The sequence below is a fragment of the Streptomyces sp. NPDC050121 genome, from assembly GCF_044460385.1.
In the GTDB taxonomy this organism is placed as follows: Bacteria; Actinomycetota; Actinomycetes; order Streptomycetales; family Streptomycetaceae; genus Streptomyces; species Streptomyces soliscabiei.
On record NZ_JBITJV010000006.1, the window covers coordinates 134,488 to 149,194 of the forward strand.

The 14,707-nt window shown below is 72.8% G+C and carries 7 protein-coding genes and 2 pseudogenes; 3 read left to right on the plus strand and 6 right to left on the minus strand.

What is annotated here, in order from left to right:
* Nucleotides 1-13 precede the first annotated feature (13 nt).
* The 6 genes and pseudogenes from ACIBTS_RS11800 to ACIBTS_RS11825 all read right to left on the minus strand — a co-directional run bounded on the left by ACIBTS_RS11800 (nucleotide 14) and on the right by ACIBTS_RS11825 (nucleotide 9,202).
* Nucleotides 14-976, minus strand: a complete 963-nt coding sequence (locus ACIBTS_RS11800) for a hypothetical protein (protein ID WP_399318635.1) — start codon at nucleotides 974-976, stop codon at nucleotides 14-16.
* Nucleotides 973-2,415 carry a VWA domain-containing protein gene (locus ACIBTS_RS11805; protein WP_399318636.1) on the minus strand — a complete coding sequence of 481 codons (1,443 nt, stop codon included), beginning with the start codon at nucleotides 2,413-2,415 and terminating at the stop codon, nucleotides 973-975. The genes ACIBTS_RS11800 and ACIBTS_RS11805 overlap by 4 nt, the downstream gene beginning before the upstream one ends.
* Nucleotides 2,416-2,497: 82 nt before the next feature.
* Nucleotides 2,498-4,639: a tetratricopeptide repeat protein gene (locus tag ACIBTS_RS11810; RefSeq protein ID WP_399318876.1), complete on the minus strand. Its 2,142-nt coding sequence runs from the start codon at nucleotides 4,637-4,639 to the stop codon at nucleotides 2,498-2,500.
* Between the two features lie 10 nt (nucleotides 4,640-4,649).
* Nucleotides 4,650-6,350 carry a serine protease gene (locus ACIBTS_RS11815; RefSeq protein WP_399318638.1) on the minus strand — a complete coding sequence of 567 codons (1,701 nt, stop codon included), beginning with the start codon at nucleotides 6,348-6,350 and terminating at the stop codon, nucleotides 4,650-4,652.
* Nucleotides 6,311-6,655, minus strand: a pseudogene (locus ACIBTS_RS11820) (bacterial transcriptional activator domain-containing protein); the annotation flags it as partial. The gene ACIBTS_RS11815 and the pseudogene ACIBTS_RS11820, both read right to left, overlap by 40 nt.
* Before the next feature lie 84 nt (nucleotides 6,656-6,739).
* Nucleotides 6,740-9,202: a SpoIIE family protein phosphatase gene (locus ACIBTS_RS11825; RefSeq protein ID WP_399318639.1), complete on the minus strand. Its 2,463-nt coding sequence runs from the start codon at nucleotides 9,200-9,202 to the stop codon at nucleotides 6,740-6,742.
* Between the two features lie 140 nt (nucleotides 9,203-9,342).
* Between ACIBTS_RS11825 and ACIBTS_RS11830 the strand changes: the two genes are divergently transcribed.
* From ACIBTS_RS11830 to ACIBTS_RS11840, 3 genes and pseudogenes are all read left to right on the plus strand, one after another.
* A complete protein-coding gene (locus tag ACIBTS_RS11830; protein WP_399318641.1) occupies nucleotides 9,343-11,406 on the plus strand; it encodes a SpoIIE family protein phosphatase in 2,064 nt (687 codons plus the stop codon).
* Nucleotides 11,407-11,516: 110 nt separating this feature from the next.
* Nucleotides 11,517-12,746 (plus strand): annotated as a pseudogene (locus ACIBTS_RS11835) (hypothetical protein).
* A gap of 136 nt (nucleotides 12,747-12,882) precedes the next feature.
* Entirely contained in the window at nucleotides 12,883-14,703 is a 1,821-nt protein-coding gene (locus tag ACIBTS_RS11840; RefSeq protein WP_399318643.1) for a phage tail sheath family protein, read from the plus strand.
* The last annotated feature ends 4 nt before the right edge of the window (nucleotides 14,704-14,707 follow it).

Consider the following 14,707-nt stretch of genomic DNA (forward strand, 5'->3'; position numbering starts at 1 on the left):
TCCCTGACCGTGGTCATGAGCGCGGGAACCTGTACTCGGCGAGGCGGGGGCGGTAGCCGAGGTAGGCGAGCGCGGCGGCGGCCACGAGGAGGCCCAGGGCGAGCGTCGTCGTCAGCCAGTGTCCGATCAGCGGATTCCGGCTGAGTGCCTGGGCGTCGTGCCGGCACAGCAGGCTGGCAGTGATCCCGACCGCCGCGGTGGCCGCCGGCGCGAGGACCAGCTGGGGGCTGACACGGCGGCGGAAGCGGCGTACGACGATCCGGCCGGTCGCGAGGACGCACAGGAGCAGGACGGCCGCGGGTCCGACGAGCAGGGACCAGACGTAGGCGGGGCTCAGCCAGTGCGACTCACGCTGGGCGTCGAGGGCCTGTCGCTGCATGTTCTCGAGGTCGGTGAGCGATGCCTTGAGGCCGCCGGTGCCCGGGATGGGGTCGTCCGTCCCGGGTTCTCGCGCGTTCGGGGCGGTCAGGGCCTGCCGGGCGGCGGTCAGGCCGGCCCGGCCGCTGCGGGCGTAGTCGCGCACCGCCGTGTTGGCGAGCTGTACACAGGTGGTCAACTGTCCCTGGATGAACTGGAATTGGGCCTGTCCTCGTTTTCCGGCCGCGTTGCCCTCGGCCGCCGAGGTGACGAGGGTGTTCACGCGTGCGGTGTCGTTGGCGAACTCGGTGCCCGTGCCGATGAGGGTGACCTGGCCGGTGTCGGCGGCCTTCGCGAGCGCCTTGTCCGCGGCCACGGCCGTGTCACGTGCCTGGACGATGTCCTCGATGGCGCCGCCGGTGCGCCTCGCGGCGGCCAGTTGGTCGCCGGCCCGCGTCGACACCAGCAGATAGAGCAGTGCCGTGGCCAGCACCATGGTGATGACGCCCGCCCTGAGCCAGCGCAGCACCCGCACCGGATGGACCGCCCGGGCCCGTGTTCCCCAGCCGGTCACCGCCTCGCGCAGGGACCGTCGGGGCTCCGTGGTCGCTGCGCTCATGCGGCGTCCACCGGGGTGCCGTCCGTCGTCGCCTCGTCGAAGCGGTGGCCGCAGTTCTCGCAGAACCTGGCGGAGCGCGCCGAGGTCGTCGCCCCGCAGCGCGGGCAGTCGCGAGTGGACGGGCCGTCGGCGGGCGGGAGTTCGAGGGCGTCGGCCGGCGGGGCCGCGGTCCTGGTCGATTCGAGGCCGAGTCGTTGCACCTGTCCGCGGGGCGCGTCGCGGCGGACCCGCAGGCTGCCGTCGGGGCCGGTGACCGACACCGAGCGCAGCAGCCGCATGCGCGCGGTGTCCCTGAGCTCCTCGGCGAGTCCCACCGCGATGCGCAGCTCGCGGTCGGCGCGGTCGAAGTCCCTTCGCTGCTGGGCATCGGCGCAGGCCCGCATGGCCATGCCCAGTTCGTGTTCGTTCTCGACCCGGGTGAGGTCGGCGGACGGCGGGATCCCGAACCCTGGTGTTCCCCGCCGTCGTACGACCATGGCCGTGGGGGCGGAGCACGGCAGGCGTGTGCCGTCGCCCTGTTCGGCGTGCAGGGTGATGCGGGCGGCGCGCAGGTTCTCCTCGACGGTCAGCGTCTCGGGGTCGAAGCGCAGCGACACCTGGTACTGGCGTGTTTCGGGCGACCAGGAGCCGAGCGGGACGTGGATCTCGTCGCCGTGCAGCTGACGTGCCGTCAGTTCTGCTTCCACGGGACGTGTCTGGCGTACGAAGCCCAGCTGGAAGCGGTCGTTGAGGCGCAGGCCCAGGTAGACGCGGGCCACGACGATGCGCTGGGCCTGCTGCATGATCCGGGTGAAGTCCTGTGTGAGGTCGGAGACGGTGACGACGGCCTCGGCGGTGCCGTGCAGGGCCTCCGTGATCCGCAGCAGTTCCGCGTAGTTCCAGTCCTCGCCGAGTCCGCGCGCGTCGCACACGAAGCGGTCGGTGCACGCCTCGAGCACGCCGGCCAGCTGCTGGGGCGTCTCGTGCTCGTCCTTGCCGTCTGTGTAGAGCACCGCGTGGCGTACGGTCCCGGGGGTCGTCACCGACGCGAAGAGCCGGTCGGCGCAGGCCAGCCACTGGCCGATGGCCGTGCCGCCCTCGGCGAGCTGGCCGACGATCCGGCTCTTGGCCTCCTGCCGGGCCGCGGCGTCGACGAGGGCGAGGCCGCCCGTGGTCGGGTAGACGACCTCGGCCTTGTGGTTGCCCGCGACGATGCCCAGGAGCGTCCCGTCCCGCAGGGTGTCGACGGCCGCGCACATCGCGCGTTTCGCCTCGTCCAGCTTGCCGTGGCCGCGCATGGACAGCGACTTGTCCATGATGAGGATCTCGGCGGCCCCCGTCCGCGGGACCGCGTCGGCGACGGATCGGGCCCCGACGGTGACGAGGGCGTCCGCGCGGGTCTCGTCGTAGGCCAGGTCGGACGGCGCGTCCACGTCCACTTCGAAACTGAGCCCCGTCAAGGGCGGGCTGTCCCCCACCGGCACCACCCGACTGTGTCCTCAAGTGTCGCTGCGCGTCCCCTGTTTGTCCCTGCGTAGCGGTTCAGGAGCTTAGCGTGTCGGGTGTGACGGCGAAACGGGTACGACGGGTTCGGCTGCGGCGGCCCGGCCAGCCCCGGGCCGGCACCGGCCGCAGCCGGTTCGCCAGGTCCACCAGGGCGACGTACGCGCGTTCGGTGGGGGCGTGGGCGCCGAGCCCGCGGACCGCTTCGGACAGCTTCAGCCGGTCGTGGGTGCGCAGGAACTCGGCGTACTGGATCTCGGCCCCGAGGCCGGTGGTCGCGGCGTCGTCCGCGTGGAGGCCGTCCAGCGCCGCTCGGGCCCGTGTCAGGTCGTCCTCGGTGGGCGCGGTGTGGTCCGGCCCGGCGAGGACCGTGACGAGCAGTCGGACGGCCGCGACGCGCGCCTCGCGTTCGTAGCGGAACTCCTCGGCCAGACGCTCGGCGGTGGCGACCGCTTCCGCTCGCCGGTCCGCCAGCAGGTGCACGCGGGCCAGGCCGAAGCCGGCCGGGCCGATCGCGGGGGTGGTGTCGAAGACGGTGCCGTAGTGCGAGCGGGCGGCGTCGCGGTCGTCGCGGAACTCGGCGCACAGGCCGAGCGCGAGCTGCGGGATCAGTTCGCCCGGCAGGGTCTGTCGCACCTCGGTGAAGTGGCCGACGGCTCTCGGCACGTTCTCGCGTGCCAGCGCGATCAGGCCGGAGTACCAGGCGTGCAGCCAGTGCCAGTCGGGCAGGTCCGCGCGGGCGAGGGCCTCGGCGGCCCGGCCCGCGTCGCCGCGGCGCAGAGCGAGCCTGCTCTCGGCGAGCGCGTTCCCGGCCGAGTCGCCGACGCGCGGGTCGTCGGGATCGGAGAGGGGGGTGGGGAGCGCCGCCGCCATGTCCTGGGGGCGGGGGCAGGAGAACGGGGCGGACATGGTCAGCGTCGCGTCGTCGGTCGCGACCGCCCGGACCCAGTGGTCGAGCGGCCGCGGCGCGCCCAGTCCGCCGTGCAGCGGCTCGGTGATCGAGCCGAACAGCGCCGACGGACGGGCCACCTGGCGACAAGCCGGCGGTGCTGCCACGATCTGCCGGATCACTCCGCTGAGCTGCTCCCCGAACTGACGCGAGGAAACGAATCTCCGCTGGGGCACGGCCGTGTCCGTGGCGCGGTTCAGGAGCAGCATCAGCGAGTCGACTCCGGGGGCGGCACGATCGGTGCAGTGCGAGCGGCACACCTCCCGCAGCGTCTTCCCGAGCCCGTACAGGTCGAAGCCGGGGGTGGGCTGCAGATGCTCCGGGTCGCCCTCCGGGGGCGCGTACGGCGCGGTGTACGCGACGATCGGCCCGGGTTCCTCCTGGGACCGCACCGCGCCGAAGTCGATGAGGCGGACCCGGTCGAGGGGCCGGGCGGAGCCCGCGGAGCCCTCCTCCCGGAACCGGATGATGTTCAGGGGCTTGACGTCGCAGTGCAGCAGGCCCCTGGCGTGCAGGTAGTCGAGCGCCTGAAGGATGCGCACCCCGTGCCCGAGGAGGATTTCGAGCCGGTCGCCCTCCCGGGCCGAGAGCGGCTCGCCCGGGACGTACTCGAGCACCAGGTGCGGCCCCTCGGGCTCATAGCCCAGGATGCGGACGATGCTGTCGTGCCGGAGGCCGACCAGTATGTCCCGCTCGTGCTCGGCCGTCCTGGCCACCGACCTGTTGAGGACCTTGAGGACCACCTGGGTCTCGAGGTTGCGGTCGTGGGTGAGGTAGGCCGCCCCGTAGGCCCCCGAGCCGAGGACGCGCTCGACGTCGTAGCGGCCGGCGAGGGTGAGGCCCTGGGGCTGGGCGAAGTCGAAGGCGGTGCCGCAGTGGGGGCAGAATCCCGCGGTCCGGCCCGGCTCGTCGCCGTGGCCCCTGCCGACCGGTTTCCCGCACACCGGATTCGCGCAGTAGCGGTGGTCCTCGGGGACCGGGCCCGCCGTGGGGGACGGTATGTCCGGAAGTTCGGGGGCGTGGTCGGCGTCGATCAGGCCGAGGCCGTACCAGGGGTCGGGGCGCACCTGCGCCACGCCGACGCCGGCCCCCTGCGCCGGTACTGCCGTGGCGCCGGGCGGGGCGGCGGGTGGGGCGGCGGCGCCCTCCTGCGGCAAGGGCTGCCGGTCGCACCTCGGGCAGAAGCCCTGCTCGTCGATCTCGCCCAGGCCGCAGTCGGCGCGGTTGCACATCGGCACGGCGTCACCCTTCGTCGATCCGGCGGTTGACCTCGTCGGTGTAGCGCTTGACCAGCCGGCGGGCGGCGGCGAGGTCGATGGGTACGGTCTGCAGCGCACGGGCGGCGGGGGCGTGGAGGTCCGCGAGCCGCCGGTCCTCGTCGCCGAAGAACCGCGCGGCGCGCACGCGGTGCAGTTCCAGGCTCGTGCCGAGGTCGTCGTGGCTCTGGATCTGCCGCCGCAGGGCGCGGTCGAACCCCGCGAGCTCGGCGCGGGCCTTAACGGCGCGGTCGTGGACGGCGGTGAGTTCGGGGTTCGGCTCCGTGGTACGGGCGACGGCCAGCCGGACCCGCAGACGGGGTGCGACGCTGTGCGGCAACCGTTGGGCGGCGAAGAACTTCCCTCCCCAGCGCGCCCACAGCCGGGCCGCCGCCTCCTCCTCGGCGGCGAGCTGCCCGACGACCGCCTGGGCCTTTGCCGAGGTCACGCTCCGGGAGGCCGACCCGCCGATCGGCGCGGGGTCGAGGGACACGTCATGGACGAGATCGGCGGGCGGCCGGTCCTCGAAGCCCAGCACGAGGCGCAGGCCGCGCGAGCGGGCCCGGCCGGCCAACGGCCCCAACAGGTCCCGGACGAGCGCGGCGGGATCCGCGGCCCGGTCGACGCGGCCCACCACCAGACACGCGGGCGGGCGGCGGTGCACCAACTGGCGCACCGCGTCACGGTCGTTCTCCGCGCGCAGCCCGAACCGGCCCAGCAGATAGCGGCGCACCTCGGCGACGGACCTGCCGCAGGCGTCGTAGGCCGCGTCGATGGAGCCGAGCCCGAGGACCGTGCCGCCGGGCGCGCCGGTCAGCTCGGCGTCGGAGACGGCCGCCCGGGCCGCCGGGTCGGCCGTGCGCACCAGACGCACCAGCCAGGAGGAGCCGGCCCCGACCGAGGCGTCGGTGCCGACGACGACGGTGCCCGACCATCCTCCGTCGAGCAGCCGGGTGAGTTCCTGGGTCAGGGCGAGTCGCAGCGGGTCGCCCAGCACGTCCTTGGGCAACTCGCCGCCGGACGGCCCCAGTTCGTCGGCGCGGTGGCCGCCGGCGAACTTCCCGATGCCGGGCAGGTAGGTCAGCAGCGTCTCGGTGGGCATCATCCACGCCGCCCTGGCGTCGCCGTCGTCGTAGTCGGCGACCACGAGGCCGATGACCTTCCCCTCGAACTCGCCGTCCAGGGCCACCACCCCGGCGCCCGAATAGCCCGGCTGGATCCAGGGGTCGCCGGCGCGTATCCGTTTCAGCAGTCCCCACTCGCCCTGGCGCCAGCCGGAACCCGCCAGTTCGGCGTCCGTCCCCATGCCGTACGGCTCGGCCTGCGGAAAGCCGTAGACGCGCACCCTGCCGCCGGAGATGGGTACCTTCCACAAGGCGGTCCTGGTGCCGCAGTCGACGGGCTCGCCGAGGGCGAGCAGCGCCACGTCGCCGCGCCGCGCGCCCTCCTCGTGCACCCACGATCCCGGGACCACCCGGGCGGTGCGCGTCCACTCCGGACCGCACGCCACACTTCTGATCCGCACGTGGTCGGCGCTCCCCTGCGGTTGCGCCTTGGCGCGGCGTACGACATGCGCGCAGGTCAGCACGTGTCTGTCGTCGAGCAGCACCCCCGCACCACAGGGGGTCCCGCGCTCGTCGTCCACCCTCACCCGCCACGGGTTCTCGCTGTGGTGATGCAGCGCCATCTCTCTACAGTATGGCAACTCTCGCCCCATGAGCCCGAGTTGTCGGCATCGGACGCCGCCGGCGCCGAACGGTCTCCGCGCGATCGGCCGAGCCGCCCGGGGAGCATCCGGGCGAACCGGGGCGAGGGCTCGACGCCCAGTTCCTCGTTCAGCAACCGGCGGAAGGCGTGGTAGTGGCGCACCGCCTCGCTGACGTTGCCCTCGGCGAGATGCGCCGAGACGACGGCCCGGTGCGCGCTCTCCCGCAGGGGTTCCGCGCGTACGCTCGCCCACGCCGCCTCCATCGCCAGGGCCGGTCTGCCCTGAAAGGGCTCCCACTGGTCCTACGGCAACATCGCCAAGCCCAGCTGGTGAGCCGGCACCCCGCCGGACCCGGCCCTGTCACGGGATCACGGGATCTCCTGCTCGGCCCAGATGATCTTTCCGGCGGTCGTGTACCGGGCGCCCCATCGATGGGCGAGCTGGGCCACCAGGAAGAGGCCGCGGCCCCCCTCGTCCGTGATCCGGGCGTGTCTCAGTCGCGGGGCGGTGCTGCTGGCGTCAAAGACCTCGCAGGTCAGGCGCGAGTCGAGAAGGAGCCGCAGCCGGATGGGAGGGGTGGCGTAGCGGACGGCGTTGGTGACCAGCTCGCTCACGATGAGTTCGGACGTCATGGCCAGCTCCGCCAGCCCCCAGGCCGCCACCTGGCGGGTCGCCCGGGCCCGGACCTCGGCGACGGCGGCCGGGTCCGCGGGAACCTCCCAGGAGACGACGTGGTCGGCGGCCAGCGCGTGCGTGCGGGCCAGGAGCAGGGCGATGTCGTCGGGCTGGGGCACTGGCACGAGCTGCTGCACCGCCGAGGTGCACATCGTCCCCAGATCGGTGCCGGACCGGGCCAGTACCTCGCCGAGCCGGGTCATGCCCTGTTCCAGGTCACGGTCGGCGCCCGCGATGAGGCCGTCGGTGTAGAGGCCGATCAGGCTGTTCTCGGCGAGTTCGATCTCGGTGGACTCGAACGCCATCCCGCCGAGTCCCAGCGGGGGCCCGGCCGGCGGCTCGGGGAAGGACACCTGTCCGCCGGGGGCGACGACGACGGGCGGCGGGTGTCCGGCCCGGGCCATCGTGCACCGCCTGTCGACCGGGTCGTAGACGGCGTACAGGCAGGTCGCGCCGAGGAAGGCGGTCGTGCCCTGCTGGGCCGCCGTGCCGTCGGTCTTCTCGGCGCTCAGCCGCAGCACCAGGTCGTCGAGGTGGGCCAGCAGTTCGTCGGGCGGCATCTCCATGTCGGCGAGGGTCTGCACCGCCGTGCGCAGCCGGCCCATGGTCGCCGCGGCGGCGATGCCGTGCCCCACCACGTCGCCGACGACGAGCCCCACCCGAGCCCCGGACAGCGGGATCACGTCGAACCAGTCGCCGCCCACCCCGTCGGTCGGGTCCGCGGGCAGGTAGCTGGAGGCCACCTCCAGCGCGGTGCCGCCCGCCAGGGCGTGCGGCAGCAGACTGCGCTGCAGGGTGACCGCCGCCGTGTGCTCCCGGGTGTACCGGCGGGCGTTGTCCACGCACAGCGCCGCCCGCGCCACCAGTTCCCGGGCCAGCAGCACGTCGTCGGGCCGGAACGGGACGAGGTTGAGCGACCGTACGAAGGTGGCGAGGCCCAGGACGGTGTTGCGGGCCCGCATCGGCACGGAGATGAGGGAGTGCAGTCCGAACCGGCGGATGTTCGCCGCCCGCTCGGGCTCTTCGGACCGCCACACCTCGTCGGACGGGTCGAGGACCGGGATGAGGATCGGCTCGCCGTCGATGAGCAGCCGCGCGTCGTGCGTGGGAGGAACGAAGTCCACCGGGTCGCCGATGCGGACCACGGCCTCCGGGCAGCCCTCCCGCACCGACGCCATCCCGGCGCGCCGCATCACCGGCTTGGCGGGCGCGGGTCCCGCGTCGGTCAGCCACGCGCCGTGCCCTTCGGTGCTGAGCACCGGCTCCAGGAGGTCGACGACGACGAAGTCCGCGAAGCGCGGGACGGCGAATTCGGCGAGCTCCTGGGCCGTACGCATCACGTCCAGCGTGGTGCCGACCTTCGTCCCGGCCTCGTTGACCAGCGCCAGCAGTTGGCGGGCGGTCCATCGCTCGGTGACGTCCTGGACCATGTAGCAGACCCCGGAGACCGAGTCGTCGGCGCTCACCAGGGGGAAGAAGGACGTGGAGTAGGCGCGCCGGCGGTGCGGGTCGGCCCAGCTCCAGCCGAGGTACTCGTAGTCGGTGATCGGGGCCCCGGTCTCCAGGACCGTGCGCATCCGCCCCTCGATGGCCTCCGCCTGCAGCCCGGGCAGCAGCTCGCTCAGCCGGCGCCCCAGCCGCTGGGCGCGGGGCACACCGCCGAATCGTTCCAACGTGTCGTTCAGCCACACGTAGCGCAGTTGCAGATCCATCACCGCCATGCCGACCGGAGAGCGGGTCAGAAACCCGTCGAGGACGGACTGGCCCACCGTCCACTGCCGGCTCTGCCCGCGAGCGGAGAGCAGAAAGCACTCCTGCGCACCGACGCGGAACGACGCGGAGACCCGCAGATCGACGTCGACGGCGTGGCCGTCCCGGTGCCGCAGCAGGACCCGACCGCTCCACCCCATGCCCGCGCGGCAGCGCTCGGCGACGCCGGCCACCCGCGCCGGATCCCGGTCCATCGCGGCCAGGTCGGCGGCCGAGCGGCCCACCACCTCCGAGGCCGGGTGGCCGAGCAGCGCCTGCGCGGCGCGCGTCCAGCCGACCACGACACCGTCCGCGGACACGACCGCCGCCGCGTCGCTGGACGCGTCGAGGAGATCGCGCGCGCCGGTGGGCATCGGGGCGTCGGAGTCCTCTCGCGCGAAATCCATGGGTGCGCCGTCCTCCACATCACCATGGTCCTGCTTGTCCGTCCGATCCGCACGGCACCGCAGGCGCCCGCCGAAGCCCCGCTCCGCTACCGCACACGGCGGCCGGGAGAGAGCATGGAAGGGCTGGAGGAGGTTCCGCGATGACAGCCGAACCCACCCGGTCCGACGGTGACGCGTACCGCTCCGCGCCCCCGCCCACCGGTCTGCTGGACATGCTGAGCGTGTCCGCGATGGTCCTCGACGCCGACGGGCGCATCGTGTTCTGGACCCCGCAGGCGAAGGAGCTCTTCGGGTACACCGCCGACGAGGCCCTCGGCAAGTACGCTGCGCGGCTGTTCATCCACTCCGAACATCTCAAGGCCGTGGTGAGGCTGTTCACGGAGGTGCTGGAGACCGGCCGGAGCTGGGCGGGCACCTTCCCCATCCGGCACAAGGACGGCAGCAGCCGTCTGATGGAGTTCCGCAACATGCGGCTGCAGGACGACCTCGGCGAGGTCTACGCCCTGGGCATCGCCGCCGACCACACCCTGCTCCAGCGCGTCGAGACGGATCTGGCGCTGTGCGAGCGGCTGATCACCCAGTCCCCGATCGGCCTGGCCCTCCTCGACCCCGACCTGCGCTACCTCCTCGTCAACCCGGCGCTGGAACGCATCGACGGCATCCCCGCCGAGGACCATGTGGGCCGTGGCCTCAGGGAGACGCTGCCGCTGCCCGACGTCGACACCATCGAGTCCGCGCTGCGTCAGGTGCTCACCACCGGCACGCCGCTGCTCGACCAGTACCACGTGGGCCGCCCGCCCACCGACCCCGACCGCGAGCACGCCTGGTCCCTGTCCTTCTACCGGCTCGAGGACCCCGGCGGACGGATCCTGGGCGCGGCCGCCTCGGTCGTCGACGTCACCGAACGGCACCGCGCGGCCGCGGAGGCCGACCGGGCCCGGCGCCGCCTCGCCCTCATCGCCGCCGCCTCCGTGCGCGTCGGCACCACGCTGGAGGTGGAGGAGACCGCCCGGGAACTGGCCGAGATCGCCGTCCCCCAGCTCGCCGACGTGGTCGCCGTGGACGTCCTCGACTCCGCGCTCGCCTGCCGCCGCGCACGCCGGCCGGACGACGGCCCGGAGCTGTTCCGCGCCCTCGCGCTCAAGGCGGCCCACCCCACCGTGGCACTGCGCGCCGCCGACCCGCCCGGCGGCCTCGCGGCCTACGACGGCGACCGGCTGGTCACCCTGTGCGTGCACACGCGCCGGCCGGTGCTGGTGCCGCACGTCGGCGACCAGGACCTCCCCCGTATCGCCCGGGACGCCGAGGCCGGCTCGCTGCTGGCCCGGGCCGGCGTCCACTCGTATCTCGCGGTGCCGCTGATCGCCCACGGCGAGGTGCTCGGCGCCCTCGACCTCAAGCGCACCAGCAATCCGCTGCCCTTCGACGAGGACGACGTCGTCCTCGCCTCCGAGCTGGCCGGCCGGGCGGCCGTGGCCATCGACAACGCCCGCTGGTTCCAGAGCGTGCGCAACACCGCCCTCACCCTGCAGCGCAGTCTGCTGCCCGACCACGCCCCCCACCACACCGGCCTCGACCTCGCCTCCCGCTACCAGCCCGCGCAGGCCACCAGCGAGGTGGGCGGCGACTGGTACGACGTGATCCCGCTGACCGACGACAAGACGGCGCTGGTCGTCGGGGACGTCATGGGCAACGGCATCGACGCCGCCGCCACCATGGGCCGGCTGCGCACCGCCACCTGCGCCTACGCGGACCTGGACCTCGAACCCGGGGCCGTGCTCCAGCACCTGGACAAGATCACCTGCGATCTGGAGCACTACATCGTCACCTGCCTGTACGCCGTGTACGACCCCCGTACCAGGCAGTGCCGCATGGCCAACGCGGGACACATGCCGCCCGCGCTGGCCGGCCCCGGCCATGCCCCCCGGCTGCTCGACCTGCCCTCGGGCGCCCCGCTCGGCGTCGGCGGCGTCCCCTTCGAGGCCACCACGACCGACCTCGTCCCCCGCGACCTGCTGGTCCTCTACACCGACGGCCTCGTCGAGACCCGGCACCACTCCATCGACGACCGCCTCGGCGTCCTCCTCAACTTCCTCGACGAACCCGAACGGCCCATGGAGGAGATCTGCGACCTCCTGCTGTACGGCCTGCGCCACCCCGACGACCACGACGACGTCGCCCTGCTCCTCGCCCGGATCCTGTAGGCCGTCACCCCGCCGACCCTCGTATGTCTGAGGTTCCCGCGGGAGCGGTCAGGACATTGACTGCTCCCGGATCGACAACTCCACGGGCACACGAGGATCGGGGGATCCTGATGCACGGGTCAGTACGAGGCAGACGCACGGGGGTACGAGGCGGCCTCGCGGTCGTCCTGAGGTGGTGTCTCCTGGCGGCGGTCCTGGTCGGCGCGGCCACCGCCCCGGCGCACGCGTCCGGGCCGGCGCCGGCCGCGCCCCGGGACGCGCCGGCCGCCGCGCGGGCGGTCGAGGTCCCGCCCGGGGTGACGGCGGGGGTCGCGGTCTTCGACCGGCAGACCGCAACCTTCACCGAACAGCTCAATCCGCGGATGCGGTTCCGGTCCGCGTCGGTCGTCAAACTGCTCATCGCACTCGACCACCTGTGGAACCGAGGCCCCGACTACAGCCTGCCCGCGGACGACCGTGCCCGGCTCGACACGATGCTGCGCTCCAGTGACGACGCGAGCGCCTCGTACTACTGGGCGCAGAACGGCGGCAGCGCGATCGTCACCCGGGTGGTCGCCCGCCTCGGCCTCGCCGACACCGTGGGGCCGCCGGCGGGCTACCCGGGCTTCTGGGGCTACACGGCGCTGTCCGCCGCCGACACCGTACGGATCTACCGCTACCTCCTGGACAGCGCGCCCGAGCCGGTCCGCACCCTCGTCATGGGCGACCTGCGACAGTCCACGCGGTGCGGCACCGACGGATTCGACCAGCGTTTCGGCATCCCGGCGTCGTTCGAAAAGCCGTGGGCGGTCAAGCAGGGCTGGTCGGGCTTCGGTGACTCCGGCAACTGCACCGACACGACCGCCGTCACGGGCGCGACCGCGGCGAAAGCCGGAGCGGGGGCGAGGGTGCAGGCCGGAGCAGCGGCGGGGGCGGACGACGTGGATCTGACGCAGCGGGCGCTGCACACCACCGGAACCGTCGGGGCCGGCGACCGCTCGATCGTCGCCGTGTTCACCCTCCAGCCGACGAGCACCACGTTCGGCGCCGCCTACACCAACCTCAACCGGCTGGTCCGCTCCCTGAACGTGCCCGCGGGCGTGCACCCGGCCGGCACCTGGTTCGGCACCTGGGGCACCGACGTACGCGTCCGCGCCGGTACGACCACCTCCTCGACCGCGCTCACCAAGCTGCCGGCGGGGGTGGAGGTGCTGATCCGCTGACAGAAACAGGGCCAACAGGTCGAGGTGCCGCCGTACGTCAACGACTGGTGGGCCTATCTGCCGCTGTACGGCGGCTACATCACCAACATCTACGTCCGGTCACCGGACAACCGGTTGCCGGGTGTCCCCCTGTGCTGAGGCCTCGGCTCCTCACCTGATCGACGCAGCCGGCCCCTTTCAGAGCGCAGTGTCACGAGACGTGTGTATACGGTGAACACGGATCACGACCAGCGTTCCTCCAGGTCGGCGCGTCCAGGAGGAGAAAGGGGCCGGCATGCCGGTGAACGTCACCTACCCGGGCGTCTACGTCGACGAGGTCAAGAGTTCCGTGAGGACCATCACGGGCGTACCGACCTCGGTCGCCGCGTTCGTCGGCTACGCGCCGCGCGGCCCGGCCGACCGGCCCGTGCACATCACCGGATGGGCCGACTACGAGGCCGTTTTCGGCGGCCTGCAGCCGAAATGCCCGATGAGCTACGCGGTCTACCAGTTCTATCTGAACGGGGGGAGCGAGGCGGAGATCGTCCGGGTGGTGAAGAAGGACCCGCTGCTGGTCCACCTGCGACTTCCGGCCGATCCGCTCGCAACGGCGCCCACCCAGCCGGCGGCCACGCCCGCGCCCGCCGCGGCGGGCGGCAGCAGCGGCAGCGGCGGCAGCGGCGGCAGCGAGGGAGGGGACAACGCTGCCGCCTCCGGCACCTCGGGGGAGGGTGCCGCCTCCGATGAGAAGAAGAAGGCGAAGGGCGCGGCCGACACGAGCGGAGGCGGCGCCAAGGCCACTCCCGCCGCCCGCACCAGCGAAAGCGCCCCTGCCGCCGTTCTCATCGCCGCCTCCCCGGGACGGTGGGGTCTGAATCTCCGAGCTCGGGTCGACTACGACACCTTGGAAGGCAAGGACACGCCGGATTCGGAGCGCAAGCTGTTCAACCTGACGGTCCACGACGTGGAGACCCGTGCCCAGGAGCGGTACCTCAACGTCAGCGTCGAGCAGGGCAGTCCGCGCAACCTGGAAACCGTCCTGCAGTCCTCACAGCTCGTCCGTGTCGAGACTCTCACCCCGACGATGCCGACAGCCAACCCGGCTCCGGACCCCAAGGATCCCGATCCCTTCAACTCCACGACAGGTGGTAAACCGTGCTACTACGGCCCGACGGAAGGCGACGGCGGAGCCGACGCTGCCGCGGAGCTTCCGGATGCGACCAGGTACACCGGCAGCCCGGCCGAGAAAACAGGGCTGTACCAGTTGTTGAAGACGGACATCTTCAACATCCTGTGCCTGCCCGACCAGATCGACGATTTGGGTGCCGCCAAGGCCCTACGGGATGCCGCGCTGAAACTGTGCCTCGACCGGCGTGCCGTCCTCCTCGTCGACCCACCTGCGAGCTGGACGGGTGACCTGGACTCCGTCCTCGACAAGCTGGCAGACGTACAGGGCGACGAGGCCGACAAGAACGCCGCGCTCTACTACCCCCGCGTCCTCGCCCCGGACCCCCTCCTCGGCGGCGCCGTCCGGCCCTTCCCGCCCTGCGGTGTCATGGCCGGCGTCCTCGCGCGGACCGATGTCCAGCGAGGGGTCTGGAAGGCGCCGGCCGGCACCGATGCCTCGTTGAGCGGGGTCAGTGATCTGGAGGTGCCGCTGACCGATCTGGAGATCGGGCGGCTGAACCCCGTCGGCGTGAACTGTCTGCGGCGGCTGCCGGCCGCCGGACCGGTCGCCTGGGGAGCACGCACCCTGCGCGGGTCCGACCGCCTCGCGGACGAGTGGAAGTACCTCCCGGTGCGCCGGCTGGCCCTGTTCATCGAGGAGAGCCTGTTCCGGGGCACGCAGTGGGTGGTGTTCGAGCCGAACGACGAACCCCTGTGGGCGTCGGTCCGGCTGAACGTCGGCGCCTTCATGAACTCGCTGTTCCGCGCGGGCGCGTTCCAGGGCCGGACTCCTCAGGAGGCGTACCTGGTCAAGTGCGACAAGGACACCAACCCGCAGAACGACATCGACCGCGGCATCGTCAACATCCACGTGGGCTTCGCCCCGCTCAAACCCGCGGAGTTCGTGATCGTGCACATCCAGCAGCTCGCCGGACAGATCCAGGTCTAGGAGG

What these genes read in the sequence shown, in the direction of transcription:
- ACIBTS_RS11800 (WP_399318635.1), bottom strand. Translation starts at nt 976, where the DNA reads ATGAGCGCAGCGACCACGGAGCCCCGACGGTCCCTGCGCGAGGCGGTG.
- ACIBTS_RS11810 (WP_399318876.1), bottom strand. Translation starts at nt 4,639, where the DNA reads ATGTGCAACCGCGCCGACTGCGGCCTGGGCGAGATCGACGAGCAGGGC.
- ACIBTS_RS11815 (WP_399318638.1), bottom strand. Translation starts at nt 6,350, where the DNA reads ATGGCGCTGCATCACCACAGCGAGAACCCGTGGCGGGTGAGGGTGGAC.
- ACIBTS_RS11825 (WP_399318639.1), bottom strand. Translation starts at nt 9,202, where the DNA reads ATGGATTTCGCGCGAGAGGACTCCGACGCCCCGATGCCCACCGGCGCG.
- ACIBTS_RS11830 (WP_399318641.1), top strand. Translation starts at nt 9,343, where the DNA reads ATGACAGCCGAACCCACCCGGTCCGACGGTGACGCGTACCGCTCCGCG.
- ACIBTS_RS11840 (WP_399318643.1), top strand. Translation starts at nt 12,883, where the DNA reads ATGCCGGTGAACGTCACCTACCCGGGCGTCTACGTCGACGAGGTCAAG.